Here is a 24546-nt window from a genome sequence, read left to right as displayed (position 1 = left end):
TTACGTTCGGCCTCATGGGACGTTTCCTGGCAGCTCTGGCTCTGATGGTGGGCTTTGTCGTCTTCTCCGCCCCACTCGCCCAAGCCTCGGACGGCACACACTGGCTAGTGGCCCCGTGCCCGCCCGGCTCGAAGGCGCTGTGGCTACCGCGCGTCGACAAGTTCGGCACCGACCTGAGCTGCACAACCGAGGAAACCCGCGCCAAGGCGGTGAAGGAGGCCGTGGACAGCGGCAGCCCGACCCGGATGATGAACGTCGCGATCGCGTTCGCCCAGCAGCTCTCGGACAAGTCGCTCACCCCGCAGTCGCCGTGCGTGCTGGGCGCCAAGGGTGCGATCGGCGAGGCGTTCGGCACCTGCGTGGCTGCCTGAAGCCTCCCACTCACGCGGGGTAGCTTGGTCGCTGTACAGAACTGCGACCCGCCGAGGAGATGGCTCATGACCGACAACGCCCAGCCAGGGCGCGTTGGCTATCGGGACATCGCGAACGACCTCCGCCGGCAGATCGACGCCGGCTCATTGCCGCCCGGCAGCCGCATTCCCGGCGAGAACGACCTCATGAGCCAGTACGGAGTGGAGCAGCCAACCGCCCGCCGAGCGTTGGACGTGCTGAAGAACGAGGGTCTGATCGCCGCCAAGCGCGGATCCGGAACGTTCGTCCGCGAGTTCAAGCCGATCAGGCGCGTGTCTCCCGACCGGTTGCAGGCCAACACTTCCTGGGGATCAGGCAAGCCGATCTGGAACACCGACGTCGGCACGCGGCCGCGAACCGAGGGCGTGACGGTCGAAGTCGAGCTTCCGCCGGCCGCGGTCGCCGAGGTCCTCAGGCTCGACGACGGCGCCCGCGTGGTGGTGCGGCGTCGCAGGTACGTAGTCGACGACAAGCCGGTGCAGCTCGCGACGTCGTACTACCCGGAAGCGCTCGTCGCGGGTTCCGCGATCGCTGAGATCAACACGGGCGACGGTGGCGCGTACGCCAGGCTCAAGGAGCTGGGCCACGGGCCCACTCGCTTCCGCGAGGAGCTCCGCGCCCGCATGCCGCGAGACACCGAACGTGAATTGCTGGGCCTCGCCCAGGGCACGCCGGTGATCCTCATCGTGCGGACGGCTTTCACAGCCGATGACCAGCCAGTCGAGGTCAACGAGATGGTTCTCGACTCGGCGGCTTACGTGCTCGAGTACAAGTTCACAACCGAAGACTGACTTGCCTTTCTGTACAGAACTGCGCTTCACTGTCGTGGCTGAGTTCTGTACAGAACAGGTGGTCAACATGCCGAGCGTGCCCGTCGCGCCGTACATCACCGCGTGGAGTGCCGAACAAGATCTGCCGTGCGTGCTTGTGGAGCGGCCGGATCACCGCATCGGATACGCAAACGAACTGCTGAGCGACCGCGATCGGCACGGTGTGCTGTGGCAGCAGACCGCTCTGCGGCGTGGCGTCGGGCGGCCCGAGTTCGCTCGGGTACATCCGCTGCGACAGCGACGCGCGATGGAACTGTTGCTGTGTCAGGTTTGTGGCGGACCCGCTGACCAGAACGACGACGGTGTCCTTTGGCTGCAACGGGATCACAGCGACGACTGGCCACAGTGGCCGGAAGGCATGGCATCGGTGGAGCCGCCGGTGTGCCTGTCGTGCGTGCCGGTCGCGATGCTGCTGTGCCCTGCGTTGAGGCGCGGCGCAGTGGTGGTTCGCGTCAGGGAGTGCCCGATCGCGGGTGTCCGCGGGGCGCTGTACCGGCGAAGCGTGCTGGCACCGTCAGCGGTCACCGCAGGGAACTTCGCCTACGACGATCCTGCGGTGCGCCGGGTTCTCGCTTCTGCTCTGGTCCGCGAGCTGCGCGGATGCACCCTCGTACCGGTCGAGGAGAATGCCACGCGACTTGGCTTGTAATGCTCCTCGCGCGGCTCCCGATCAAGTGTGTGCACCGCCGCCGAGACCGGGAGCCTGCAGTGACGTCGCCGAACTGGAAGGCCGCGTACGTCGAGATACGCCCGATGTACGTCTCTACGGTGCGTCGGAGGAGTTCTTCCACACCGTCTTCAGCGACGGCTGGGACGATCTCGCCGTCGCACAGCGCAAGCTGAGGAGCCGGCAGTGACCGGCTCCTCAGCACGAGTTCAGCCGTCGAGGACGGCGAGCGACATCACGACGCGCTGGACCTGGTTCGTGCCCTCGGTGATTCTCGACGCTTTCTGACGTTCGACGGCCTGTGGACGGCCTGGGATTTGATCAACCACACCTCGGGCATCAACCTGGACGTACACGCACCTGGTGCCGTCCAGCCACGAGCGGGCACGGCTGGCTACCAACGCCGTGTTCGGCGGCTCACAAGATTACGGCCTGGGGGCGGCCCGATCATGAGAACCAGGCGCCTCCAGGCCGCGACCCGAAGTGATGATCTTGCTGTTTCAGCCGTTGAGCACCGCGCGCGACATCACGACGCGCTGCACCTGGTTCGTGCCCTCGTAGATCTGCGTGATCTTGGCGTCGCGCATCATCCGCTCCACCGGGAAGTCCCGCGTGTACCCCGCACCACCGAACAGCTGCACCGCGTCGGTGGTGACCTCCATGGCCACATCGGAGGCGAAGCACTTGGCAGCGGCGGTGATGAAACCGATGTTCGGCTCCCCACGCTCGGCCTTCGCAGCGGCGACGTAGACCATGTGGCGCGCGGCCTCGATCTTCATCGCCATGTCGGCGAGCATGAACTGCACGCCCTGGAAGTCCGAAATGGACTTGCCGAACTGCTTGCGGTCCTTGACGTACGCGACGGCTGCCTCGAGAGCGCCCTGCGCGATGCCGACGGCCTGCGCGCCGATCGTCGGGCGGGTGTGGTCCAGGGTTCGGAGAGCCGTCTTCAGGCCCGTGCCCGGCTCACCGATGATGCGGTTAGCAGGGATCGTGCAGTTCTCGAAGTAGATCTCGCGGGTCGGCGAGCCCTTGATGCCGAGCTTGCGCTCCTTGGGGCCGACCGAGAAGCCCGGGTCGTCCTTGTGCACGACGAACGCGGAGATGCCCTGGGACTTCTTGGGCGCCTTGGGGTCCGTCACGGCCATGACCGTGTACCAGGTGGACTCGCCGGCGTTGGTGATCCAGCACTTGGTGCCGTTGAGCACCCAGTCCGAGCCGTCGAGAACGGCACGCGTGCGCATCGAGGCGGTGTCGGAACCCGCCTCGCGCTCCGAGAGAGCGTAGGACGCCATGGCCTCGCCCGAGGCGATGGACGGCATGACGAGCTGCTTGAGCTCCTCGGAGGCCGACAGCAGGATCGGCATCGTGCCGAGCTTGTTGACCGCGGGGATCAAGGACGACGACGCGCAGACGCGAGCGATCTCCTCGATCACGATGCAGGTGGCCACGGAGTCCGCGCCCTGGCCGTCGTACGACTCGGGGACGTGGACGGCCGCGAAGCCTGACTTGACCAGGGCGTTGTGGGCCTCTACCGGGAAGCGCTCGTTCTCGTCGACCTCGGCCGCGAACGGCTTGATCTCCTTCTCGGCGAGCGAGCGGACGGCCTCTCGCAGCGCCTCGTGCTCCTCGGCGAGCTGGTAGGTGCCGAAGCTCGGGTTCACCTTTGTTACCTCCCGGTAGCGAGTACTCAGCACGATGTTAGCGCCCGTTCACACGAGACGCTGGTGTGCTGTTGAGCACTCAGAGGGACTTCTGCAGCGCCGCGTCCTTGTCTAGTACGAGCTGCTCGAGTTCCGCCTGGAAACGAGCCATGCGCTCCTGCAGCGCGGCATCCCCAGAAGCAAGCATCCGCACGGCCAGCAGACCCGCGTTGCGAGCACCACCAACAGACACAGTGGCAACGGGAACGCCCGCGGGCATCTGCACGATCGAGAGCAGGGAGTCCATGCCGTCGAGGTACTTCAGCGGCACGGGCACGCCGATGACCGGGAGCACGGTGGCCGAGGCGACCATGCCGGGCAGGTGGGCAGCGCCGCCGGCCCCAGCGATGATCACCCGCAAGCCCCGCGAAGCAGCGGAAACTGCATAATCCAGCATGCGCTGCGGGGTGCGGTGCGCGGAGACGACGCTCACCTCGAACGAGACGTCGAACTCGGCGAGCGCCTCGGTGGCCGCCTTCATCACCGGCCAGTCCGAGTCGCTGCCCATGATCACGCCAACCTGAGTCACTCCGAGCTCCCGTGAATGTCGTATCCGTCAGACCAAACGCCGGTGGACAACCAGTCCGCCGCCAAGCGGGCGCGCGAACGCACCGAAGCCATGTCGTCGCCGAGGAACGTCACGTGCCCGATCTTGCGGCCCGGTCGTTCCTCCTTGCCGTAGAGGTGCACGTGCGCGTCGGGGAAGCGCGCGAAGAGGTGGTGCAAGCGCTCGTCCGGGCCCATCGCCGGAACATCGGACGCGCCCAGCACGTTCGCCATCACCACGGCAGGAGCCATCAGATCGGTGCGGCCCAGCGGGTAGTCGAGGACCGCGCGAAGGTGCTGTTCGAACTGCGAGGTGCGCGCGCCCTCGATCGACCAGTGGCCGGAGTTGTGCGGGCGCATCGCGAGCTCGTTCACCACGACCCCGTCGGCCGTCTCGAACAGCTCCACGGCCAGCACGCCCACGACGCCCAACGCATCGGCGACCTTCAGAGCCAGCTCCTGGGCGGCGGCACCGTCCAAAGAAGGAGCCGGCGCCAGCACCTCCACGCAGATGCCGTCCGACTGCACCGTCTCGACGACCGGCCACGCCGCGCCCTGCCCGAACGGTGAGCGCGCGACCACGGCCGCCAGCTCGCGGCGCATCGGCACGCACTGCTCGACCATCAACGGCGTCCCGGCCTCGAGCAGCTCGGGGACGACCAGCTCGGCGCTGTGCGGCTGGTTCAGCATCCACACGCCGCGGCCGTCGTAGCCGCCGCGGATCGCCTTCAGCACGCACGGCCAGCCATGCGCCGCGCCGAACTTCATGACGTCGCGGACCTCGTGCACCTCGGCGAACGGCGGCACCGGCAGCCCGAGCTCGGCGAGCCGCACCCGCATCTTCAGCTTGTCCTGCGCGTACTGCAGCGCGTCCGGCCCCGGATGCACTTTCACGCCCTCGGCGACCAACGCGCGCAGGTGCTCGGACGGCACGTGCTCGTGGTCGAACGTGACGACCTCGCAGCCCTTCGCGAACGCGCGCAACGCGTCCAGGTCGGTGTGCGTGCCGAGCACCACGTCCCGCGCGACCAACGCGGCGGGGTCGTTCTCGGAGACGGCGAGCACGCGAAGCGACTGGCCGAGCGGGATCGCGGCCTGGTGCGTCATGCGGGCGAGCTGCCCGCCGCCGATCATGCCGACGACGGGGAGACGGGTACGGGAGTCCACGGTTCAGGCATCCTACCTGCGGCTTCTTCCGCGCTCACCAGCAGAGCCAGCCGTCGCGCGGTGACGCTGCCCTCAGGTGCGGTGTGGATCACCAGCCGCTGGTCGTGCTCAGGCGCGCCGAGCACCTCGCAGTCGAACTCCAGCAGGCCCGCGACGGGGTGCCGGATCCGCTTGCGGTCCGACCGGCGCACCGCCACGTCGTGCTCCGCCCACAGCCGCGCGAACAGCGGGCTCGCCATCAGCTCGTCGACCAGCGGCTGCGCAGCCGGGCGACGGGCGAGCGTGGCCCGGAGATCAGCGACATGGGCGCGGGCGGCGTCCTCGCGCTCCTCCTCCGGTATCCGGCCGGACTCGGTCAGGAAGAACGCCCGGAGCAGGTTCAGGCCCGGACGCAGGCCGGGGTGCACCAGAGCGGCTCGCGGAGTCCACGCGAGGACGTCACCGAGGTCGGTCATCACCAACGCGATGTCGTCGCGCAACCGGTCGAGCAGCAGCTGGACACCGGGCCGCACCTCGCGCGACGCGGGCTCCTCCGGCACCGCTTCACCTGCCAGACGGAACAAGTGCGCGCGCTCATCGGCATTGAGCTCCAACGCGCGTGCGATGCCGTGCAGCACGGACACGGACGGATGCGGTCCACGGGCTTGTTCGAGGCGTGTGTAGTAGTCGATCGACACGCCCGCAGCGGCCGCGATCTCCTCCCGGCGACGGCCAGGAGTGCGGCGCCGCCCGTCCCCGATCGGCGCCATCCGCTCGCGGCGGCTGCGCAGGAAGCCGGCCAGTTCACGCATGCCACCACCGTAACCAGGTATCGATCGTCCCTGGCTGCGTCGGCAGTGCGAGAACACGCTGGGACACATGAAGATCGCGATGACGGGGTCGACCGGACGGGTCGGCAGCAGGCTTCTTCCCAGGCTGCAGGAGCAGGGTCACGACGTGCGCGCGTTCAAACACCGGCTCGCGGACACCAAGGCGGTCGAGGAGCTGGTGAACGACGTGGATGCAGTGGTGCACGTTGCCGCCGCCCTCCGCACGAGCACCGACCACGAGGCAGTGAACGTGCACGGCACGCGAGCACTCGCCGAGGCCAGCGCGAAGGTGCCGCTGTTCATCCACATCAGCACGACCCTGGTCTACCCCGGTGGCCTGGGCAGGCCCGCGACCGAGGACGATCCGGCGAGCCCTGGCCAGGAGTTCGGCGAGTACGCCCGCACCAAGGCGCTCGGTGAGCGGGCGGTGCTGGACACCAGGGAGGCCACGGTCCTGCGGCTGGCCTTCGTCTACGGCGACGGCGACCCGCACCTGGAAGAAGCGATGCGCTGGGCCTCGCACTGGCCCGGCCACCAGCGGCTGCACCTGGTGCACCACGCCGACGTCGCCCAGGCGATCGGGCAGGTCCTCGACACCGGGGCGAGCGGGATCTTCAACGTGGCGGACGACAGCCCTGCCACGGCCGTTGAACTGCACCTGCTGAACGGCCTCACCCCCAGTGAGACCGTTCAGCAGGAGTTCGACCCGTGGCACGGCATCGCGTCGACGAACCGCGCGCAACGGGAACTCGGCTTCCGGCCGCGCTACCCCTCGGCCTGGGCGGCGGCGACGGCCGGCGTGCTCTGAACCGGCTCGGCGCCTGAGGACTCGGCGGCAGAGGAGATGCGGCGGTGGGAACGGGACGGCTTCCACCCGCCGCCGCGTCGCAGCAGCCGGAACGTCAGGTAGAACAGCCCACCGGCGAGCAGCGCGAACACGCCGAACTCGATGAACCGGAACGCCGTGATCCGCTCGACCGGCTGGTAGTCGACGTAGGTGCCGACCGCACTGCCCGAGTTGCGCATGCAGGTGTTCAGGTTGACGTGCTTTTCGCACGCGTCCGTCACCGACACCGGGCTCAGGTCCCTGCCGACGAAGCCGCCGCCGAGCTCCATCGCACCCCTGGGGATGTCCGGGGTGTTCTCCCAGCGGGAGACCACTCGGGCCGTCGGCAGGTAGTGGTCGCGCAGGAACACCGACAGCAGCATGCGGGAGAACGTGTAGAAGACCAGCGTCGCCGCGATCGCCGTCACCACGTGCCTGGTGAGCAGACCGATGAACACACCCAGAGCGAGCCCGAACAGCGCGTAGCCCATCTGCACGACCGGGTGCGATTCGAAGGACGACCACGCCGGCTGCGAACCCACGTGTCCGTCACCGAGCCCGACGACCACACCGAGCAGCGCTGCCAGCACGCCGAGCACGATCGCTTTGCCGCGCAACCAGTCCACGGGTGTGACGTCCTGGCCCCACGCCACGAAGTACGTGCGTTCCTCCAGCTCGCGGGAGATCAGCGGAGCACCCCAGAACACGCCGATCACGCCACCGAAGATCAGCTGCACCATCAGGCCGTAGAAGCCGCTCATCGGCATCGAGTTGTCCGCCGTGGCCCACGTCTCGGTCCTGATGAGGCCGTAGGCGCAGAACAGGGCGAGGACCGCGGCGCCGGCGATCGACCAGCGGTGCTGACGCCAGGTCAGCCAGAGAAGTGCGCTCATGCGGCACGCTCCAGGTGGGCCACGACCAGCTCCTCCAGCGTCACGTACCGGGCGGTCCAGGGCTCGTCGATCTGCGTGCCGCCGGAGCGCACGAGGTACTGCGACTGCGACTTGCTGTGCTTCGCGAGCACCACGGGCCCTTCCACAGGCGAGGTCTCCTCACGTGGACCCGTGTAGAGAACGTGCTGTTCGAGCAGCTGGTCGGTGTCGCCGTCCACCAGCAGGCGGCCGTCTCCGAGCAGCAGCAACCTGTCGGCCACGCCGCCGATCTCCGCGACGACGTGCGTGGAGAAGATCAGCGTCATGCCGTTGTCGGTGACCTCGGTCAGCAGCTCCCGCATGACCTTGCGGCGGGCGAGCGGGTCCAGTTCGGACAGCGGCTCGTCGAGCATCAGCACGTCCGGCTTGGATCCCAGGGCCAGCGCCAGCGTCACGTGCGTGCGCTGGCCGCCGGACAGGTCGCCGATCTGCAACCTGCGCGGCACCTTGAACCGGGTGAGCCAGCCGTCGGCGCGCTCGTTGTCCCAGACGTCGTTCATGCGGCGGCCGAACTGCAGGACGTCGGCCACCTTAAAGTTCTTGTACATCGGCTTGTGCTGCGGCACGTACGCCACGCGGCCCGCGATCGACGCGTGCCCGTTCTCCGGTGGCAGGTGCCCGGCCAGCACGTTCAGCAACGTCGACTTGCCGGAGCCGTTGGCCCCCACAAGTGCCGTGACGCTGCCCGGCGGCAGCTCGAAGGAGACGTCCCGCACCGCCCACTTCGACACTTCGGCCGCGACCACGCTCATTGCGCTCCCCCACTCAGCACCTCGCGCAGCAGCGCGTAGATGTCCTCGTCCTCCAACCCGGCGGAGCGTGCCTCCGCGACCCAACGGGCAAGAGTTGCCCGCAGCGGATCGAGGTCCTCGGGGGCAGCGGACCCCAGGGACGCCTTGACGAAGGTGCCGGAGCCCTGCCGCGCCTCGACGAGGCCGGCGAGCTCCAGTTCGCGGTAGGCCTTGAGCACGGTGTTCGCGTTCACGCCGCTGGTGGCGACGACGTCTCTGACCGTGGGCAGGCGATCACCCGGTTGCAACCAACCGAGCCTCATGGCCTCCCTGACCTGCCGCCCCAGCTGCAGGTACGCGGGAAGACCGCTGCCACGGTCGACGTGGAACTCGACCACACACGCTCCCCAGATTGTTCTACTGAACTAAGACAATAGAACACTTCTCAGGGCGTTGTGAAGAGAACTCAGAACCAACCCGGTGGGGACGGGAAGCACTCGGGCGCGGGACAGGGGGAAGTCAGCGCCCAAGCGAGGTGAGGAGCGCGCACGCCTCGGCGTGCGTGTCCGGCAACCGCTCGGTCCACACCTTGGCGGGCCCGACCGGCCGCACGTTGGGGTCGTCCGCGAGCCGGTCCGCGGCGAGAACGCGCAGGTTGGAGATGCGGCGCGCGAGCAGTTCGTCACGGCGTACGAGGACCGCGGCCACGCACGGGCCGAGGGTCGCCAACGTCTCGCCGCCATCGAAAACCGTGCGGAGAGCGTCCGAGACGAGGGTCATCGCGACGACGCGCGACCAACCCGAGGCGCGGTGCACGTCCAGACGTAGCAACACGAGCGCGTAGTCCAGGGGCGCCACCGGGGTCTCCCGGTACACCTCGCCCAGGCGGGTCCGCAGGTACGCGGCCGTCGCCAGCCCGGTCAGAGGGTCCTCGGCCGCGCAGTCGCCGGCCTGCTTCGTCACCACGTCCGCCCATCCCAGCGCTGTCATGCGCAGCATCCGTGAAGGGAGCGCGTCGACGTTCGGCGACACGATGTGCGACGCGTCGGTCAGCACGGCGTGCAGCGCGGCCAGGTCCAGCAGCGTCTCGCTCAGCCCCGCTCCCGCCTCGGCACGCGCCCGGCCCAGCCGGATCAGCGCGTCGGCGGGGTCGGTGTGCTCGAGCATCGCCGCGCACACGTCGTCGACCTCGGCGAGCGGCCAGTCTGCGGGGAACGCCCAGCCGGCAGCCATGGTGGCGGTCCGCCACCTCGACTTCAGCAGGCGTTCCGCTTGTGCGACACCCACCCGGTCTCCCTTCAGCTCTCCCGATTCCAGGTGGGAGACGCGGCCACTTCCGATTCGTGACGCAACCCGCGTGGGGGATTGAGATGACTCTGTGCCGCGTCGTGCGTCACACTGAGCGCCGCGAGGAGGGGACAGAGACTTGGCGACCGTTCCTGCAGACGTCCAGGGGCCCAGCGACGCGGAACTCATCGAGTCCGTGCGCGGAGGGACCATCGACGCCTACGGCCAGTTGTACGAACGGCACGTCTCGGCGGCCTACAACCTCGCCCGCCAGTTGGCCCGCTCGCAGGCCGAGGCCGACGACCTGGTGTCCGAGGCGTTCGCGAAGGTGCTGGACACGCTGCGTGCCGGTCGTGGCCCCGACTCGGCCTTCCGCGCCTACCTGCTCACGGCCCTGCGCCACACCGCGTACGACAAGACCCGGCGCGACAAGAAGGTCGACCTCACCGAGGACATGACCGACGTCGCACCGGCGGTCCAGTTCAGCGACACCGCGGTGGCCGGACTGGAACGAAGCCTGGCCGCCCGCGCGTTCGCCGCGCTGCCGGAACGCTGGCAGATGGTGCTCTGGCACACCGAGATCGAGGGCCAGTCGCCCGCGGACGTCGCGCCGTTGCTCGGGCTGACGGCCAACGGCGTGTCCGCGCTCGCCTACCGCGCCCGTGAGGGCCTCAAGCAGCAGTACCTGCAAATGCACCTGGCCGAGACCGACGCGGAACGCTGCAAGGCGACCGTCGACAAGCTCGGCGCGTGGACTCGCGCCGGGCTGTCCAAGCGCGAGGCGACGCAGGTGGAGGCGCACCTCGACGAGTGCGGCCGGTGCCGCGCGCTGGCCGCAGAACTGGCGGACGTCAACGGCGCGCTGCGGATCTTCGTCGCGCCGCTGGTGCTGGGTGTCGGTGCCACGACCTACCTGGTGGCGGCCGGTACGACCACGGCTGTCGTCGGTGCCGGTGCCGCCGCTGGTGGCGCGGGTGCCGTCGGTGCCTCGATCCCCCGCCAGCTGATCACCGTCGGCGGGTCCGCCGCTGCCGTGGCCGCTGCCGTCGTGATCGCGCTGACCGCGGGTACGAGCGACCAGCAGTCGCCGCAGGTGCAGGCCGCCGAACCGCCGCCACCCGCCGTGACGCAGGTCCAGCCGCCGGTGCCGAAGCCGCCGGTGCCGCCGGCGCCCACGACCGAGCCGCCTGTTCAGACGCCGTCGCCGACGCCCAGTTCGCCTGCTCCCACCCCGACTCCCCCACCGGAGCCGACGCCGACGCCTCCGCCCGCGTCGCTCACGCCGACGACGCCGAGCGGGTTCACGCTGACGCCGGGCGAGGAGCCCAAGGACTTCCCGATCACCGTCCGGAACACGGGCGGCACCGCGGCACCACCCGCGAGCATGGTGCTGAACCTGCCGCCGGGCGTGCAGTCGACCGGTGGGCCTTCGTCGTTCGCGGCGCGGCTGCTGCAGGAGGGATCTGCCGACCAGACGGTGAACTGCCCGGCCGGCGGCGGCATGATCACGTGCGTGACTCCGCAGGGCATCGCGCCCGGTGGGCAGGCGACGTTCCTCTTCCGGCTGCGCGCGACTCCGGAAGCGATGCCCGGAACGATCACCGGCACGATCTCCGCGGGTACCGCGATCTCGGTCAACGTCAGCGTCGCGGTGGACGTGCCGCCGATCAACGACGACCTCGACCTCGCCGTCAGGACGTGGCAGGAGCAGTTGTACTGGCACCCGCGCGCGGATGTTTCGGTGCGCAACAAGGGCCCGCGCGCGGGCACGTTGAACCTGGACGTGTCGGCGTCCGAGAATGTCGTGATTTTCACGCCCTACCGCCAGTGCTCGCAGAACGGCTCGAAGTCGATCCACTGCGTTGCCGAACTGGACAAGGGCGGCAAGTTCTGGATGTCGTTCTGGGCGTTCGGGCACCGCGGCGGGGAAATCACCGTCACGGCCACGCTGGGCAATGCGACGAAGTCCGTGACCGTGCCGGTGAAGGGGTGGCCGCACCACCCGCCGGTCGACGACCTGCCCAAGCCGACGCCGTCCGAGACGCCTGATCCGACGACGACGGTGCCGCCGACCACGACCACGCCTCCGGTGAAGCCGTCCGAGCCCACGAAGCCCGGCACGCCGACGTTGCCGCTGCCGTTGCCGACCCCGGACCTGCCGCCGGTGCTGCCGCCGTCGACCCAGGTGCCGACGCCGTCCGTGCCGCCGTCGACCTCGGTGCCGACCGCGCCGCCGAGGTCTGAGGAACCGTGCGAGCCGAGGCCGGGCCTGCTGCCGTGGTTGCTCCCGGATCTGCTCGGGAAGCCGTGCCCGCCGGCCCGAAGTTGATCAAATGTTGATCTTTGTCAGCTACTGAACGTGCAGGTCAGTTGCCTCCGAGTGAACTTTGGTAACACCCGGAGGCAAGCGCCGTTACCTTGATCCGTAAGCTGGCGCGGTGCTGCCAGTCGTTCGCCGTGCCATGAGCCGGATGCCAGAACCACTCCAGTTCCTGCTCCACAAGCACCGCGAGCTCATCCGGTTCGCCCTGGTGGGTGGCACAACCTTCGTCATCGACAACGGTGTCTGGTACGCGCTGAAGCTCACCGTGCTGACGGACAAGGTCGTCACGGCGAAGGTCATCGGCGTGCTGGTGGCGATCATCGCCTCGTACGTGCTGTCGCGCGAATGGTCGTTCCACACCCGTGGCGGCCGCGAGCGCCATCACGAGGCAGCCCTGTTCTTCCTGGTCAGCGGCCTGGGCGTGGGGATCAACATCCTCCCGCTGTACCTGTCGCGGCACCTGTTCGGCCTGCAGGCCCCGTTCGTCAGCGCGTTCACCGAGGAGATCGCGGACTTCGTCTCCGGCTCGATCATCGGCATGCTGCTCGCCACGGGCTTCAAGTTCTGGGCGATGCGGCGCTGGGTCTTCCCGGACGCCGGCGCTCGTCCTGACCGGCGCGTTCACCCGATCTCCGTAGACTCGCCCCGTGTCCCTAGCCGAAACAGTGGTCTCCAGGTTGCCGGAGCCGATCCGGTCGATCGCGCTGAAGCATCGTGAACTAGTCAAGTTCGCCCTGGTCGGGGGCACCTGCTTCGTGATCGACACGGTCCTGTTCTTCGGGATCAAGACCGTCATCCTGCCGAACAACCCGGTGACGGCGAAGATCATCGCAACCCTGGTTGCCACGATCGTGTCGTACGTCCTCAACCGGGAGTGGTCGTTCCGCACCCGCGGCGGTCGCGAGCGGCACCACGAGGCAGCGCTGTTCTTCCTGGTCAACGGCATCGGCATCGTGTTGAACTCGGCACCGCTGTACGTCTCGCGGTACCTGTTCCACCTGCAGGAGCCGTACGTGTCGCGGTTCACCGAGGAGCTCTCGGACTTCCTGGCCGCGCAGATCATCGGCACGCTCGTCGCGATGGCGTTCCGCTGGTACGGCTACAAGAAGTGGGTGTTCCCCGAGGAGAACGCCCGCAGGCGGCCGATCGACGAGGAAGAGGCCCTGGGCCACTCCTGAGCTAACGCGGGGTGCTCGGCGCCTTCCACGGGATGCCGACCACGTCCTGCGCCTTGGGCACCGGCAGGAACACCGCGAACGTCGCCGGGCGAGCCGTCGACAGCTCCAACCGGCCGCCGTCCGCGTCGACCAGCGCTCGGGCCAGCGCCAGGCCCACGCCCGTCGAGCCGCCGCCGGAGACGCCTCGCTCGAAGATGTGCGCGGCCAGCTCATCCGGCACGCCCGCGCCGCCATCGCTGACCTCGACCACGACCGTGCCCTCTTCGCTGCGCGCGGAGACGACGACGGGACCTTCACCGTGGCGCAGGGCGTTGTCGAGCAGCACGCCGATGGCTTCGCGCAGGCGGGCCGGGGTGGCGCGGGCGAGCAGGCCGTCCGGGACGCGGACGCGCAACGTGCGGCCGTGGCTCTTCACCTGCTCGCGCCACTCCTCGGCGATGAGGTTCAGGGCCGGGCGGAGTTCCAGCGGTTCGGCGCCCACCGCCCGTGCCTTGCGGGCGGCGGCCAACAGCTCGTCCAGGACGGCGGCGAGGCGTTCGGCCTGTTCGAGGGCCGCGCGGGCTTCCAGAGCCGTTTCGGGTTCCGGGTGCTCGGCTAACGCCTCCAGTCTGAGCTGCAAAGCCGTCAGGCGGCTGCGCAGCTGGTGGGAGACGTCGCCGACCAGCTCGCGTTCGCGCTGGACCAGACGGGCCAGGGCGGTGGCGGACGTGTCGAGGGCCTCGGAGACGGCGTCCAGCTCGGAGATGTTGTAGCGCTGCTCGTCGGCGCGGAAGTCGCCCGCGCCGAGACGGGACGCGCGAGCGGCCACGTGGCCGAGCGGGCGCGCAAGCGTTTGTGCTGTCACGAGTGCGACGACCGTGCCGGTGCCGACGGAGAGGGCGAGCAGGAGCAGCACCAGGCCCGCGACCTGGGCCTGGGTGGTGTGCATCGGGGCGGACGGGATCTCCAGCCGGACCGTGCCCTGCTGGGCGATCGGCAGTTCCGCGCTGAGCGGGTCGTCGCCCGGCGAGGGGCCGGTGACGGTGGTGGCGCCACCGGACACCACGGTGAGGCGGCCGTCCGTCGGGATGGCGAACCGGACGGCCTCGAGGTTGATGCCCTCGCGGTTGGCGAGCTGGTCGTCGAACTTGGTCGCGATGCGCTGGGTGTTCTCGGTGAGGTCGCCGCGGGCGTTGTCCTCGACGAGCGTCAACGCCGAGTAGCCCAGCGGGAGCCCGAGGACGATCCCCGTGACGGCGACGGCGAGCAGGATCGCTCGCAGGATTCGGCGGCGCATCAGTCGGCGTTGAAGCGGAAACCGCGCCCGCGGACCGTCGCGATGCGCTTCTCGGCCGAGTTCGGGGTGCCGTCGCTGAGCTTCCTGCGCAGCCACGACATGTGCATGTCCAGCGTCTTGCTGCCCTTGAGGTCGGGGTCGTTCCAGACCTCGGACAGGATCTCGTCGCGGCTCACGACCTGGCCCGCGCGCTGGATGAGCACCTTGAGCAGCTCGAACTCCTTGTTCGCGAGCTGGATCTCGCCGCCGTCGACCGTGACACGGCGGGCGGCCAGGTCGACGCGCACGCCGTTGACCTCCAGCGTGCCGGGCGCGCGGCGGCGCAGCAGGGCCCGGATGCGGGCCATCAGCTCGGCCAGCCGGAAGGGCTTGGCCACGTAGTCGTCCGCGCCCGCGTCCAGCCCGACCACGAAGTCGACCTCGTCGGCACGGGCGGTGAGCATCAGCACCGGGATGCCTCTGCCGTTCTGCCTGAGTCTGCGGCACACCTCCAGCCCGTCCATGCCGGGCAGACCGAGGTCGAGCACCAGGAGGTCCATGCCCCCGACCATGGCGGCTTCGAAGGCACTCGGCCCATCTGCGACGACCTGCACCGAATAGCCCTCCCGCGTCAACGCGCGGGAGAGCGGTTCCGCGATGGCCGGGTCGTCCTCGGCCAGCAACACCACGCTCACGGCGCCCAGCGTATTCGTGGAACGATCGCCGCGTGTCACGCCACGATGCTGATCTCCAACTGGCCCTCCGCCTCGCCGACGCCGCCGACGCGATCACCTCAGCCCGATTCCGCGCTCACGACCTCGCGGTGGAGCGCAAGCCGGACCGCACGCCGGTGACCGACGCCGACGTCGCGGTCGAGGACGCGGTGCGCGCGGTGCTCGCCTCGGAACGTCCTGACGACGTCGTCATGGGCGAGGAACGCGGCGGAACGCTGGACGCCTCACGCGTCTGGGTGCTCGACCCGATCGACGGCACCAAGAACTTCCTGCGCGGCGTGCCGGTCTGGGCGACGCTGATCGCGCTGGTCGTCGACGGGGTGCCGGTCGTCGGTGTCGTGTCGGCGCCCGCTCTCGGCCGCCGCTGGTGGGCCGCCGCCGGTGGTGGCGCGTTCATGTCGGATCACGCGGGTGAGCGCGCGATCTCCGTGTCCGGTGTGCGCTCTCTCGAGGACGCGTACGTGTCGACCACCGACCTCAAGTCGTGGGTCGAGTACCACACGCGCGATGCGTTCCTGCGGCTCGTGGACGCCACCTGGGAGAGCCGTGCGTTCGGCGACTTCTACCAGCACTGCCTGGTCGCCGAGGGTGCGCTCGACCTCGCCGCGGAGTGCGTGGCGAACCCGTGGGACATCGCCCCGTTCCAGGTGCTGGTGACGGAGGCGGGTGGCCGCTTCACCTCACTGCGGGGTGAGGAGCGTTACGACGGCGGCGACGTGCTGACGTCGAACGGCCACCTGCACGACTCCGCGCTCAAGCTGGTTGGACGGTAAGACTTCCGCGCGCGACCTGGGCCCAGGCCAGCCGGCCGAAGAGGTAGTGGCACGCCACGCTCTCGTCGTCGAACCGGGCCCAGTCGTAGCGGTTGCCCTGCTCCTGCCAGAACACCTCGACGCCCTTGCCGTCCTCGTCGGCGAGCAGGCACCAGCGCTGGTCCGCCTCCTCGCCGATGCTGACGACGTCGTCCGGCACGCCGATCTTCGTCAGCCACTCGGGCAGGCTCTCGACGTTCATGCGGTGATCTCCGTGAGGTAGCCGAGCGCGACCAGGTCGGCGACGGGGTAGGTGGTGCGGTACCTGCTGCCACCGCCGGGCTGGCCGAACCAGGGTGCGCTGATGGTGCGGTGGACGGGCAGGTCCCGCTCGACGCGGTACCTGCGGTAGCCCTCGTCCGCTGCCTGCGGGGGCAGCGAGCGGTGGGCGAACGGGGTGCCGGCCTTGGCCAGGACGCGGCCTTCCTCGGTGCCGAACCGGTCGAGCTCGGCGCCCGCCTTGAGGATCTCGGGCTGGCTGTCCTCGTAGCCGCCTTCGCGTTCGACCGGCCAGATCGTCGAGCCGTCCTCGTGCTCGAACAGGTTCGACCAGTCGCGCTCGTGCATGCCCGCCAACGGGTCGTAGCCGGTCAGGAGTTCCTGCACGATCGGGTGGTCCTTGCCGAGGCCCTCGGAGGGGTCCTGGGGCTGGGAGTCGGACGCGATGACCAGGTCTGCCTGCGGGTGGTCCTGCGGGGCGAACCTGGGGATCTGACGTTCTTCCTGCTGCGGAGGCGGCGGGAGCTGCCTCGCGGGCTTCGGGGCGAGGCGCGGGGCCTTGCCCGCCGACAGGAAGATCGCCATGAACCAGCTGCCGGTCGCGGCGGCGGTGTAGGTGTGGCGGGCGACGTCGAACGCGACGCCGGGGACGCCGGACAGCGCCTGGTTCTGCTCGCGGTTGTCGAGGCGGTCGGTGAGGGAACCGCTCTGATGACCGTTGAGGTCGACGCCGGCCCCAGGGGCAACGGGCGCGGCGATCGTGTCGCCGACCTTCTGGGTGCCTGGGCCGTCGGCGCTGAGGTCGCCGAGCGCGGGGTCCTTGAGCAACCCGTCCTTGAGGGCGTCCTTCGGGTCCTTGGCGAGTGCGTCCTTGTTGCCCGGCTGGCCCTGGCCGGGAGCCTGGTTGCCGCTCTGCGCCTGGCCCGGCTGACCGGGGGCCTGGCTTCCGGGCTGGTTGCTGACCGAAGCCTGCGTGCCCTGGACGAACTGACCCGCCTGACCACTCGACGCCTGGCCCGGCGCACCGGACTTGCCCGCCACGGCCTGAGCACCCTGCTTGGCCTCGCCGACCTTGGCTTCCGCGGCTGCCTTGGCGTCCGCCGCCTTGCCCGCCTGCTGGCCCTGCTGAGCAGCCTGTCCGGGTGCCTGACCAGCGGGTTGCTGGCCGACGACCGCACCGACCTGGGCACTCGCCGCCGGAGCCGACGGGACACCACCCAGAGCACCGCCCACAGCGCCACCGACGGCACCGACCGCGCCACCCACCGGGGCGCCGCCACCGAGAGTCGGTCCAGCCTGAGCAGCGGGAGCCGCCGGGGCGGCAGCAGTGGGTGCGGAAGCTTGCTGACCAGGGATTTCGCCGCCGCGGACCAGTGGCTGGTCCAGCACAGCGGCCGAAGCCTGGGTCGTGCCTTCGGCGACCGGGCCGAGGGAGCCCTGGACGCTCGGGATCGCGTCCTGGACCGCCGCCACGACCGGCTGAGTCACCTGGCCGACCGGCTGGGCGACGTCGGCGACCAGACCCGGCAGGATCTGAGGTCCGCCTCGACCTGGGCCATCGCCGCGGCCAGGACCGTCACCGGGACCGTCGACGCGACCAGGACCGTCGTGGCCCTCGCCCTTGCCGTGGCCGTCGACCGCGTCGAACACCGGGCCGGTGGCTTCGCGTCCACCCGGCACCGCGTCGACCACGGGAGCAGCAGCGTCGGTCACCGCGCCCACCACCGGCGCGACAGGACCGGTCGCGGCGTGCACCACGGGAGCAACAGGCGCGGTCGCGGCGTGCACGACCGGGGCGACCGTGTCGGTCACCGGAGCGACGACCTGGGCAACCGGCTCGACGATCGGCGCGACGGCACCCGCGACCGGAGCCGCCACTCCGCCGACGACGTCGGTCACCGGCGAGAGCAGGCCACCGCCACCGCCGGGGCCGTGGGCGCCCGGTGAGGTGTTGACCGGCGGCGAGGCCTGGCCCATGTCCACGCCGCTGCCCAGGTTGACGGCCGAGGCGAGGGTGTTGTGGAGGTTCGCGACGTTCGCCGCGGTGCCTCGGGTCAGCGTGTCGAGGCCGAGCAGCGCGTTGGGGTTGCCAGAGGAGGCCGAAGCCTGGGCGGCGTCGTTGTTCTTGGCCAGCGTGACCAGCTCTTGCACGATCTGGACCTTCGCGGCACCCACCTGCTGGGCGGCGTGGTCGAGCCGGTCGGCGGCGGCGTGGCAGCCCTTGGCCGCGCGCTGCAGGTCACCGTCCGGAGCCACGACCGCGGCCCACCGGCCGCGTGCCGCGTCGCCGGCCCCGCCCTTGACGCCGTCCAGCGCCCGGTTCGCGGAGGCGTCGGACGTGGTGCCCAGCGTCTTGATCTTGTCGCCCGCCTCGCGCCACGCGGTGGCGCTGGAGCGCATGGCGTCCTCGTCCGCCTTGGGCCACGCGACGCCTGCCTTGGCGGCGACGTCGGTGAGTTCGACGGGAAGCTCGATGCCCATGTCAGCCGTCCAGCCTTCTCATCGCGGACGCGTTGCTCTGCTCGACGTGCCGGTACGTCTCAGCCGTCGCGGCGAGCTTGTCGCCCACGTCCCCCAGCGTCGTCGAGAGCCCCGACAACGCCCCTGCCGTGTCACCGGAAGGCTTCTCGTGCGTGGCCGCGAAGCTGCGCCCGACCGCGTCGTCCCCCCAGCAGGTGCCGAACGCGGCCAGCGCCTTGTCCAGCGTTCCCGCGATCTCCTTGGCCTGGCCGGCGGCCCCGCGCAACTCCCGCGCGCCGGTGTCCAGCCGCTCGAGGTCGGCCTCGTACCCGGTCATCGAACCCTCCTGTTGATGAGCTCGGAGTCGAGCCAGCTCTCCCGCTGTTCGTTGTCCTCGTCGTCGTCCACGCGCCGGCGAACAGGCTGCCGCCCCAGATCGATGGTCTCCGTGTCGTCCGCCTCGTACTCGGCGGGCCGCAGGTCGGCCGTGCCCGCGACGAGCGCGGCGGGATCCGTCGAGGCGGGCAACACCGCGCTCAACGTCTGATAGGTGTCCTCGGCGGCGGCCGCGGCGGCCGCGGCGACAGTCCGCACGATCAGCTCCGCCAACTGCTCGGGCCGGTGCCGCCGGTACGCCAGCTCGGACAGCTCCAGCGCGGCGAGCTTCCCCCCGGCCCCCACGACCGCGGTGACCGTCCCATCAGGACTGGACGCCCTCCCGGACACGGCCTTGAGCTCGCGCTGGACCGACGCCAGCTGCTCACGGCTGCGCCGGTAGTCGGCGAGCAGCTCCTCGACCTGCGCACGGTGGTCGTCCACCGAGTCCCCCTCACACGCATAGCCCTGGGCTCGGGCTCTTGGACGCCGTCGCCCTTAGATCGGTTCCCAGCGGATTCAGTTACGTACGATCAACGTGTGATCGCGTTCGAGGATCTGCCCGCAGGCCGAATCATCCCGCTCGGCGAGGTAATCGTCGACCGGGACGACATGGTGGACTTCGCGAAGAAGTTCGACCCGCAGCCGTTCCACTTGGACGAGGAAGCGGGACGAAACTCGATTTTCGGCGGTTTGTCCGCCTCTGGGTGGTACACGGCCTCGCTGTGGATGCGCCGGTGGGTGGACGTGGTTTTGTCCGACTCGACGTCGCAGGGATCGCCGGGTGGGCGTGAGCTGTCCTGGCTGGCACCGGTCTACGCGGGCGACACGCTGACGTTCGCCGCCGAGGTGCTGAGCGCGCGGCTGTCGAAGAGCAGGCCGACACTCGGGCTCGTGGAGTTCGCGGGCACGGCTCACCGAGGCGACGAGCTGGTCTACAAGTTCGTCGCCACCGGGATGTTCACAGCGCGCGGGTGACTACTTCGCGAGCGCCCGCACCACCCGCGACGGACTCGGCCGGCCGAGCTGCTCGGCCATCCACACCGAAGTCTCGACGAGCTTGTCGAGGTCGACGCCGGTCTCGATGCCCAGGCCGTCGAGCATCCACACCAGGTCCTCGGTCGCGAGGTTGCCGGTCGCCGACTCCGCGTACGGACACCCACCGAGCCCACCGGCCGACGAGTCCACAGTCGTGACGCCGCAACGCAAAGCGGCCAACGTGTTCGACAGCGCCTGCCCATAGGTGTCGTGGAAGTGGACGGCCAGCCGGGTCACGTCCCGGAAGCCCTCCAGCAGCGACTCGACCTGACCGGGCGTCGCCACACCGATCGTGTCGCCCAACGACAGCTGCGAGCAACCCATCTCCAGCAACCGCTCGCCGACGGCCACGACCTGCGAACGCGGCACGGCACCTTCCCACGGGTCGCCGAAGCACATCGAGACATAGCCCCGGACGTCCATGCCGGCCGCGAGAGCGCGCTTCACCGTCGGCTCGAACATCTCGAACTGGGAGTCCAGCGTCCGGTTCAAGTTCTTGGACGCGAACGTCTCCGTCGCCGAGGCGAAGATCGCGATGTGCTCGACCCCGGCCTCCAACGCCCGGTCGAGCCCACGCTCGTTCGGCACCAGCACGGGGTAGATCACCCCGGGCCGAGCGTCCAAACCGGACAGGAGCTCGGAGGCGTCGGCCAGCTGCGGCACCCACTTGGGGTGCACGAAGGACGTTGCCTCCAAAACGGACAGTCCGGCTGCCGCAAGCCGCGAGAGGAACTCGAGCTTCACCGACACCGGCACCACAGTGGACTCGTTCTGCAGCCCGTCCCGCGCACCGACCTCCCAGATCGTCACCCGCGAGGGCAACGAGCCGGAAGGCACCACGTCGGGCAGGCCGGCCTCACGCGCGCCCATCGAGCGTCCTCGGGTGGAAGTCGTCGTCGGGGTTGTCGTTGACCTCTCGGTACAGCAACGAGTGCACCTTCTCCACGGACGGGATGTCGTCGAACTCGAGCGGCTCGTCCGACGCCGACTCGATGATCAGCGTGCCGCAGCCCAGCACCCGGTCGAGCAGGCTGTGCTCGAACCGGACGCTGTTGATGCGGGACAACGGGATGTCGAGGCCGGTGCGCTTGAAGACGCCCTCGCGCGCCATCACCCGGTCCGACGTGACGATGAAGTGGGTGGTCCGCCAGCGCACCAGCGGCGCGATCGTCAGCCACATGACCAGCACCACGCCGATCACGGCCAGCGCGATCCACGCGATGGTGGCCCACGACTGGTCGACGACGAGCCCGGCCAGGTAGGTGCCGATCGCAACCACCACCAGCAGCCAGAACACCGGGAAGAGCAGCATCTTCCAGTGGGGATGCCGGTGGATCACGACGTGCTCGCTCGGGCTCAGCAGGTCGTCGGGGTAGGCCATGGGCCAACCCTAATCACGCGGGGCGCAAATGCACCACGTCACCAGCGGACACGCCGTGATCCACCCCGTCGGTCCCGCGCACGACCAGCGTCCCGTCGGCTTCGATGCGCTGCGCGACCCCGAGCAGCTGAACGCCACCTGAAAGTTCTACGCGCACGCGCTCGCCGAGGGTCGCCGAGTGCTCCTGGTACTCCTCCAGCAGACCCGACTCGACCGCGTCGCCACCGTTGTTGCGCCACACGCCTTCCAGCTGAGCCAGTTCGACCAGCAGCCGGAACGCCAGCTCCTCGCGGTCGAGCTCGTCGGCGCCCGCGTCCTCCAGCGAGGTCGGCAGGAGTCCGCCCGGCGCGGGCTGCACATCGTCCGGCAGCTTCGCCACGTTCAGGCCGATGCCGACGACGACGGCCTGCGCGACACCGGCGGTGATCTCGGACAGGATCCCGGCGCCCTTCTCCGCCTTCGGGCCGAGCAGCAGGTCGTTGGGCCACTTCAGCGAGGCCTCGACACCAACCGATTGAGCGACCCTCACCAGAGCCAGGCCCGCGATCAGGTTCAGCCACGGCAGCTGCTGCGGCGGCACCTCGCTCGGCCGGAACAGCACGCTGAGGTAGAGCCCGCCCTGAGGCGACGACCAGGTGCGGCCACGACGGCCCTGCCCGGCGGTCTGTTCCTCCGCGATGAGAACCGTGCGGTCCTTCGCGCCTGCTGCAGCGGCTTGAGCCAGGTCCGCGTTCGTGGACGCAGTGCTCGCCACGACGTCGAGCGCGGCATACGGGCCGTTGGGTGCTACCAGCCGTGCGCGCAGCGCCTCGGCGTCGAGTGCGGTGTCCATCGGGCCAGGCTATTGGAACGGAAGAGAGTACGTGCGACTTGAGATTGCCAACAGGTTGCCGTGACCTGGACAACTGCACGGGGCAGTTCAGCAATGCTCTCGTTAGGCTGCGAGCCCATGAGCAGTGCGACCGAGCCGATCGGGAACGTCCCCGCGAACGCGCCCGACGTCCACACCACCGCGGGCAAGCTCGTTGACCTCTACCGGCGCAACGACGAGGCGGTTCACGCCGGCTCGGCACGCGCGGTCGAGAAGCAGCACGCGAAGGGCAAGAAGACAGCCCGCGAGCGCATCGACCTCCTGCTCGACCCCGGTTCGTTCGTCGAGCTGGACGAGCTGGCGCGGCACCGCTCGACCAACTTCGGCCAGGAGAAGAACCGCCCGTACGGCGACGGCGTGGTGACGGGCTACGGCACCGTCGACGGCCGCCCGGTGTGCGTGTTCTCCCAGGACGTCACGGTCTTCGGCGGGTCGCTCGGCGAGGTCTACGGCGAGAAGATCGTCAAGATCATGGACCTGGCGATCAAGACCGGCCGCCCGATCGTCGGCATCAACGAGGGCGGCGGCGCGCGCATCCAGGAGGGCGTCGTCTCGCTGGGCCTGTACGGCGAGATCTTCACCCGCAACGTCCGCGCGTCCGGCGTGATCCCGCAGATCTCGCTGATCATGGGCTCCAACGCCGGTGGGCACGTCTACTCCCCGGCGCTGACCGACTTCGTGGTGATGGTCGACCAGACCTCGCACATGTTCATCACCGGCCCGGACGTCATCAAGACGGTCACCGGCGAGGACGTGACGTTCGAGGAGCTCGGCGGCGGGCGCACGCACAACACCAAGTCCGGCAACGCGCACTACCTCGGCAGCGACGAGGAAGACGCGATCGCGTACGTCAAGGAACTCCTGTCGTACCTGCCGTCCAACAACCTCTCGGACTCGCCCGCTTTTGAAGGCACGCTGGCTTCCGGATCGATCTCCGACTCGATCACCGACGACGACCGCTCGTTGGACACGCTCATCCCGGACTCGGCGAACCAGCCGTACGACATGCACGAGGTCATTTCTCGTGTTGTGGACGACGGCGACTTCCTGGAAGTGCAGCCGCTCTTCGCGCCGAACATCCTGGTCGGCTTCGGCCGCGTCGACGGCCACTCGGTCGGCGTCGTCGCGAACCAGCCCACCCAGTTCGCGGGCTGCCTCGACATCGACGCCTCCGAGAAGGCCGCGCGGTTCGTGCGCACCTGCGACGCGTTCAACATCCCGGTGCTGACGTTCGTGGACGTGCCCGGCTTCCTGCCCGGCACCGACCAGGAGTGGAACGGCATCATCCGGCGCGGCGCCAAGCTGATCTACGCCTACGCCGAGGCCACGGTGCCTCTGGTCACCGTCATCACGCGCAAGGCGTACGGCGGCGCGTACGACGTCATGGGCTCCAAGCACCTCGGCGCCGACATCAACCTCGCGTGGCCGACCGCGCAGATCGCCGTCATGGGCGCGGCGGGCGCGGCGAACATCGTGCACCGCAAGACGCTGGCTTCGGCAGCCGCTGCCGGTGAGGACGTCGACGCGTTGCGCGCGCAGTTGCAGCAGGAGTACGAGGACACGCTGTGCAACCCGTACGTCGCGGCTGAGCGCGGGTACGTCGACTCGGTGATTCCGCCGTCGTACACGCGCGGGTACGTGGCGCGGGCGTTGTCGATGCTGCGGGACAAGCGGGAGACGCTGCCGCCCAAGAAGCACGGGAACATCCCGCTGTGACCGCCGACCAGCCTTTGTTGCGCGTCGTCAAGGGCGCGCCGGACGACTACGAACTGGCGGCGCTGACCGCTGTTGTCGCGGGGTTGGCTGCGGCCGCGCCCGTCGAGGACAAGCCTGCACAACGCTCGGAGTGGGCGAACCCGGCTCGTCGCGTTCGGCGCCCTCTCCAACACGGACCAGGCGCCTGGCGCGCCTCGGGTTTCCCCGGCTGATTTGGCGTCTGCAAGTACCACCAACTCGCAGTTGGTGGTGAGCCTTTTCCATCCTGATCTTGC

At 69.6% G+C, this 24546-nt stretch carries 28 protein-coding genes; 11 read left to right on the top strand and 17 right to left on the bottom strand.

The features are described from left to right. Nucleotides 1–14 precede the first annotated feature (14 nt). The 3 genes from UK23_RS31330 to UK23_RS31320 all read left to right on the top strand — a co-directional run bounded on the left by UK23_RS31330 (nt 15) and on the right by UK23_RS31320 (nt 1890). The gene (locus UK23_RS31330; RefSeq protein WP_156213509.1) at nt 15–371 is read left to right on the top strand and encodes a hypothetical protein; all 357 of its coding nucleotides are present in this window, start codon (nt 15–17) and stop codon (nt 369–371) included. A 66-nt stretch (nt 372–437) separates the two neighbouring features. Continuing rightward, a complete protein-coding gene (locus tag UK23_RS31325) occupies nt 438–1202 on the top strand; it encodes a GntR family transcriptional regulator (RefSeq protein ID WP_045315297.1) in 765 nt (254 codons plus the stop codon). Nucleotides 1203–1269: 67 nt separating this feature from the next. Then, on the top strand, nt 1270–1890 hold the full coding sequence (locus UK23_RS31320) for a hypothetical protein (RefSeq protein WP_045315312.1): 621 nt from the start codon (nt 1270–1272) through the stop codon (nt 1888–1890). A gap of 518 nt (nt 1891–2408) precedes the next feature. On the opposite strand, the gene UK23_RS31315 is transcribed toward UK23_RS31320, so the two are convergent. The 4 genes from UK23_RS31315 to UK23_RS31300 form a co-directional block, all read right to left on the bottom strand. Beyond that, nucleotides 2409–3572 carry an acyl-CoA dehydrogenase gene (locus UK23_RS31315; protein ID WP_045315296.1) on the bottom strand — a complete coding sequence of 388 codons (1164 nt, stop codon included), beginning with the start codon at nt 3570–3572 and terminating at the stop codon, nt 2409–2411. A 79-nt stretch (nt 3573–3651) separates the two neighbouring features. Next, entirely contained in the window at nt 3652–4140 is a 489-nt protein-coding gene (purE, locus tag UK23_RS31310; RefSeq protein ID WP_269112320.1) for a 5-(carboxyamino)imidazole ribonucleotide mutase, read from the bottom strand. Next, nucleotides 4137–5324, bottom strand: a complete 1188-nt coding sequence (locus tag UK23_RS31305) for a 5-(carboxyamino)imidazole ribonucleotide synthase (RefSeq protein WP_045315295.1) — start codon at nt 5322–5324, stop codon at nt 4137–4139. The genes purE and UK23_RS31305 overlap by 4 nt, the downstream gene beginning before the upstream one ends. After that, nucleotides 5288–6115, bottom strand: a complete 828-nt coding sequence (locus UK23_RS31300; protein ID WP_045315294.1) for a helix-turn-helix transcriptional regulator — start codon at nt 6113–6115, stop codon at nt 5288–5290. The genes UK23_RS31305 and UK23_RS31300 overlap by 37 nt, the downstream gene beginning before the upstream one ends. Before the next feature lie 67 nt (nt 6116–6182). Here UK23_RS31300 and UK23_RS31295 point away from each other — a divergent pair, with 67 nt between their 5' ends. After that, complete coding sequence (locus tag UK23_RS31295) at nt 6183–6941, top strand: NAD-dependent epimerase/dehydratase family protein (RefSeq protein ID WP_045315293.1); 759 nt, start codon at nt 6183–6185, stop codon at nt 6939–6941. On the opposite strand, the gene UK23_RS31290 is transcribed toward UK23_RS31295, so the two are convergent. The 4 genes from UK23_RS31290 to UK23_RS31275 all read right to left on the bottom strand — a co-directional run bounded on the left by UK23_RS31290 (nt 6899) and on the right by UK23_RS31275 (nt 9909). Further along, entirely contained in the window at nt 6899–7852 is a 954-nt protein-coding gene (locus tag UK23_RS31290; RefSeq protein WP_045315292.1) for an ABC transporter permease, read from the bottom strand. The two genes, UK23_RS31295 and UK23_RS31290, sit on opposite strands and share 43 nt — an antisense overlap. Further along, complete coding sequence (locus UK23_RS31285) at nt 7849–8643, bottom strand: ATP-binding cassette domain-containing protein (RefSeq protein WP_045315291.1); 795 nt, start codon at nt 8641–8643, stop codon at nt 7849–7851. The genes UK23_RS31290 and UK23_RS31285 overlap by 4 nt, the downstream gene beginning before the upstream one ends. Beyond that, nucleotides 8640–9020 (bottom strand): GntR family transcriptional regulator, encoded by a 381-nt coding sequence (locus UK23_RS31280; protein ID WP_045315290.1) that lies wholly within the window; start codon nt 9018–9020, stop codon nt 8640–8642. The genes UK23_RS31285 and UK23_RS31280 overlap by 4 nt, the downstream gene beginning before the upstream one ends. A gap of 121 nt (nt 9021–9141) precedes the next feature. Beyond that, nucleotides 9142–9909, bottom strand: coding sequence for a GGDEF domain-containing protein (locus UK23_RS31275; protein ID WP_231114760.1), 768 nt, complete (start codon nt 9907–9909; stop codon nt 9142–9144). A 139-nt stretch (nt 9910–10048) separates the two neighbouring features. Here UK23_RS31275 and UK23_RS31270 point away from each other — a divergent pair, with 139 nt between their 5' ends. From UK23_RS31270 to UK23_RS31260, 3 genes are all read left to right on the top strand, one after another. Next, the gene (locus tag UK23_RS31270) at nt 10049–12238 is read left to right on the top strand and encodes a sigma-70 family RNA polymerase sigma factor (RefSeq protein ID WP_045315289.1); all 2190 of its coding nucleotides are present in this window, start codon (nt 10049–10051) and stop codon (nt 12236–12238) included. A 112-nt stretch (nt 12239–12350) separates the two neighbouring features. Further along, nucleotides 12351–12950, top strand: coding sequence for a GtrA family protein (locus tag UK23_RS31265; protein ID WP_419503909.1), 600 nt, complete (start codon nt 12351–12353; stop codon nt 12948–12950). Next, complete coding sequence (locus tag UK23_RS31260) at nt 12880–13410, top strand: GtrA family protein (RefSeq protein ID WP_045315288.1); 531 nt, start codon at nt 12880–12882, stop codon at nt 13408–13410. Before UK23_RS31265 ends, UK23_RS31260 begins: the two co-directional genes overlap by 71 nt. A gap of 1 nt (nt 13411) precedes the next feature. Here the strand turns inward: UK23_RS31260 and UK23_RS31255 are convergent, their stop codons facing one another. Together UK23_RS31255 and UK23_RS31250 are read right to left on the bottom strand one after the other, a co-directional pair. Next, nucleotides 13412–14686, bottom strand: coding sequence for an ATP-binding protein (locus UK23_RS31255; RefSeq protein WP_045315287.1), 1275 nt, complete (start codon nt 14684–14686; stop codon nt 13412–13414). Next, nucleotides 14686–15360 (bottom strand): response regulator transcription factor, encoded by a 675-nt coding sequence (locus UK23_RS31250; protein ID WP_045315286.1) that lies wholly within the window; start codon nt 15358–15360, stop codon nt 14686–14688. Before UK23_RS31250 ends, UK23_RS31255 begins: the two co-directional genes overlap by 1 nt. A 32-nt stretch (nt 15361–15392) precedes the next feature. On the opposite strand from UK23_RS31250, the gene hisN reads away from it, so the two are divergent. Further along, nucleotides 15393–16172 (top strand): histidinol-phosphatase, encoded by a 780-nt coding sequence (hisN, locus tag UK23_RS31245; protein ID WP_045315285.1) that lies wholly within the window; start codon nt 15393–15395, stop codon nt 16170–16172. Here the strand turns inward: hisN and UK23_RS31240 are convergent. The 4 genes from UK23_RS31240 to UK23_RS31225 are packed head-to-tail and all read right to left on the bottom strand — an operon-like array spanning nt 16153 to nt 19709. Beyond that, nucleotides 16153–16413, bottom strand: coding sequence for a hypothetical protein (locus UK23_RS31240; protein WP_045315284.1), 261 nt, complete (start codon nt 16411–16413; stop codon nt 16153–16155). The two genes, hisN and UK23_RS31240, sit on opposite strands and share 20 nt — an antisense overlap. Further along, the gene (locus tag UK23_RS49100) at nt 16410–18911 is read right to left on the bottom strand and encodes a glycohydrolase toxin TNT-related protein (protein WP_052685223.1); all 2502 of its coding nucleotides are present in this window, start codon (nt 18909–18911) and stop codon (nt 16410–16412) included. The genes UK23_RS31240 and UK23_RS49100 overlap by 4 nt, the downstream gene beginning before the upstream one ends. 1 nt (nt 18912) lies before the next feature. Beyond that, nucleotides 18913–19227 (bottom strand): WXG100 family type VII secretion target, encoded by a 315-nt coding sequence (locus UK23_RS31230; RefSeq protein WP_045315283.1) that lies wholly within the window; start codon nt 19225–19227, stop codon nt 18913–18915. Continuing rightward, nucleotides 19224–19709: a YbaB/EbfC family nucleoid-associated protein gene (locus tag UK23_RS31225; protein WP_045315282.1), complete on the bottom strand. Its 486-nt coding sequence runs from the start codon at nt 19707–19709 to the stop codon at nt 19224–19226. The genes UK23_RS31230 and UK23_RS31225 overlap by 4 nt, the downstream gene beginning before the upstream one ends. A gap of 96 nt (nt 19710–19805) precedes the next feature. On the opposite strand from UK23_RS31225, the gene UK23_RS31220 reads away from it, so the two are divergent. After that, nucleotides 19806–20243, top strand: a complete 438-nt coding sequence (locus UK23_RS31220; protein ID WP_045315281.1) for a MaoC family dehydratase — start codon at nt 19806–19808, stop codon at nt 20241–20243. Here UK23_RS31220 and UK23_RS31215 read toward each other — a convergent pair whose 3' ends face one another. From UK23_RS31215 to UK23_RS31205, 3 genes are read right to left on the bottom strand one after another with little or no spacing between them, the layout of a single operon-like run. Beyond that, nucleotides 20244–21173: a hydroxymethylglutaryl-CoA lyase gene (locus tag UK23_RS31215; protein ID WP_045315280.1), complete on the bottom strand. Its 930-nt coding sequence runs from the start codon at nt 21171–21173 to the stop codon at nt 20244–20246. After that, nucleotides 21160–21684: a PH domain-containing protein gene (locus tag UK23_RS31210; protein WP_045315279.1), complete on the bottom strand. Its 525-nt coding sequence runs from the start codon at nt 21682–21684 to the stop codon at nt 21160–21162. The genes UK23_RS31215 and UK23_RS31210 overlap by 14 nt, the downstream gene beginning before the upstream one ends. A gap of 13 nt (nt 21685–21697) precedes the next feature. Next, entirely contained in the window at nt 21698–22516 is an 819-nt protein-coding gene (locus UK23_RS31205) for a biotin--[acetyl-CoA-carboxylase] ligase (RefSeq protein ID WP_045315278.1), read from the bottom strand. 117 nt (nt 22517–22633) lie between these two features. Between UK23_RS31205 and UK23_RS31200 the strand changes: the two genes are divergently transcribed. Then, nucleotides 22634–24271 (top strand): acyl-CoA carboxylase subunit beta, encoded by a 1638-nt coding sequence (locus UK23_RS31200; protein WP_045315277.1) that lies wholly within the window; start codon nt 22634–22636, stop codon nt 24269–24271. Next, nucleotides 24268–24483, top strand: a complete 216-nt coding sequence (locus UK23_RS50685; protein ID WP_082115114.1) for an acyl-CoA carboxylase subunit epsilon — start codon at nt 24268–24270, stop codon at nt 24481–24483. The genes UK23_RS31200 and UK23_RS50685 overlap by 4 nt, the downstream gene beginning before the upstream one ends. The last annotated feature ends 63 nt before the right edge of the window (nt 24484–24546 follow it).

Origin of the sequence: Lentzea aerocolonigenes, assembly GCF_000955955.1 — a bacterium.
GTDB classification, from domain to species: domain Bacteria; phylum Actinomycetota; class Actinomycetes; order Mycobacteriales; family Pseudonocardiaceae; genus Lentzea; species Lentzea aerocolonigenes_A.
The sequence above is the reverse complement of the archived record's forward strand: the minus strand, read 5'-3'. Positions and strand labels throughout refer to the sequence as shown.

Bases quoted from the DNA above. Each gene is read 5' to 3' on its own strand.
- UK23_RS31330 (WP_156213509.1), top strand. From the start codon at position 15: ATGGGACGTTTCCTGGCAGCTCTGGCTCTGATGGTGGGCTTTGTCGTC.
- UK23_RS31325 (WP_045315297.1), top strand. From the start codon at position 438: ATGACCGACAACGCCCAGCCAGGGCGCGTTGGCTATCGGGACATCGCG.
- UK23_RS31320 (WP_045315312.1), top strand. From the start codon at position 1,270: ATGCCGAGCGTGCCCGTCGCGCCGTACATCACCGCGTGGAGTGCCGAA.
- UK23_RS31300 (WP_045315294.1), bottom strand. From the start codon at position 6,115: ATGCGTGAACTGGCCGGCTTCCTGCGCAGCCGCCGCGAGCGGATGGCG.
- UK23_RS31295 (WP_045315293.1), top strand. From the start codon at position 6,183: ATGAAGATCGCGATGACGGGGTCGACCGGACGGGTCGGCAGCAGGCTT.
- UK23_RS31290 (WP_045315292.1), bottom strand. From the start codon at position 7,852: ATGAGCGCACTTCTCTGGCTGACCTGGCGTCAGCACCGCTGGTCGATC.
- UK23_RS31285 (WP_045315291.1), bottom strand. From the start codon at position 8,643: ATGAGCGTGGTCGCGGCCGAAGTGTCGAAGTGGGCGGTGCGGGACGTC.
- UK23_RS31255 (WP_045315287.1), bottom strand. From the start codon at position 14,686: ATGCGCCGCCGAATCCTGCGAGCGATCCTGCTCGCCGTCGCCGTCACG.
- UK23_RS31240 (WP_045315284.1), bottom strand. From the start codon at position 16,413: ATGAACGTCGAGAGCCTGCCCGAGTGGCTGACGAAGATCGGCGTGCCG.
- UK23_RS49100 (WP_052685223.1), bottom strand. From the start codon at position 18,911: ATGGGCATCGAGCTTCCCGTCGAACTCACCGACGTCGCCGCCAAGGCA.
- UK23_RS31230 (WP_045315283.1), bottom strand. From the start codon at position 19,227: ATGACCGGGTACGAGGCCGACCTCGAGCGGCTGGACACCGGCGCGCGG.
- UK23_RS31215 (WP_045315280.1), bottom strand. From the start codon at position 21,173: ATGGGCGCGCGTGAGGCCGGCCTGCCCGACGTGGTGCCTTCCGGCTCG.
- UK23_RS31210 (WP_045315279.1), bottom strand. From the start codon at position 21,684: ATGGCCTACCCCGACGACCTGCTGAGCCCGAGCGAGCACGTCGTGATC.
- UK23_RS31205 (WP_045315278.1), bottom strand. From the start codon at position 22,516: ATGGACACCGCACTCGACGCCGAGGCGCTGCGCGCACGGCTGGTAGCA.
- UK23_RS31200 (WP_045315277.1), top strand. From the start codon at position 22,634: ATGAGCAGTGCGACCGAGCCGATCGGGAACGTCCCCGCGAACGCGCCC.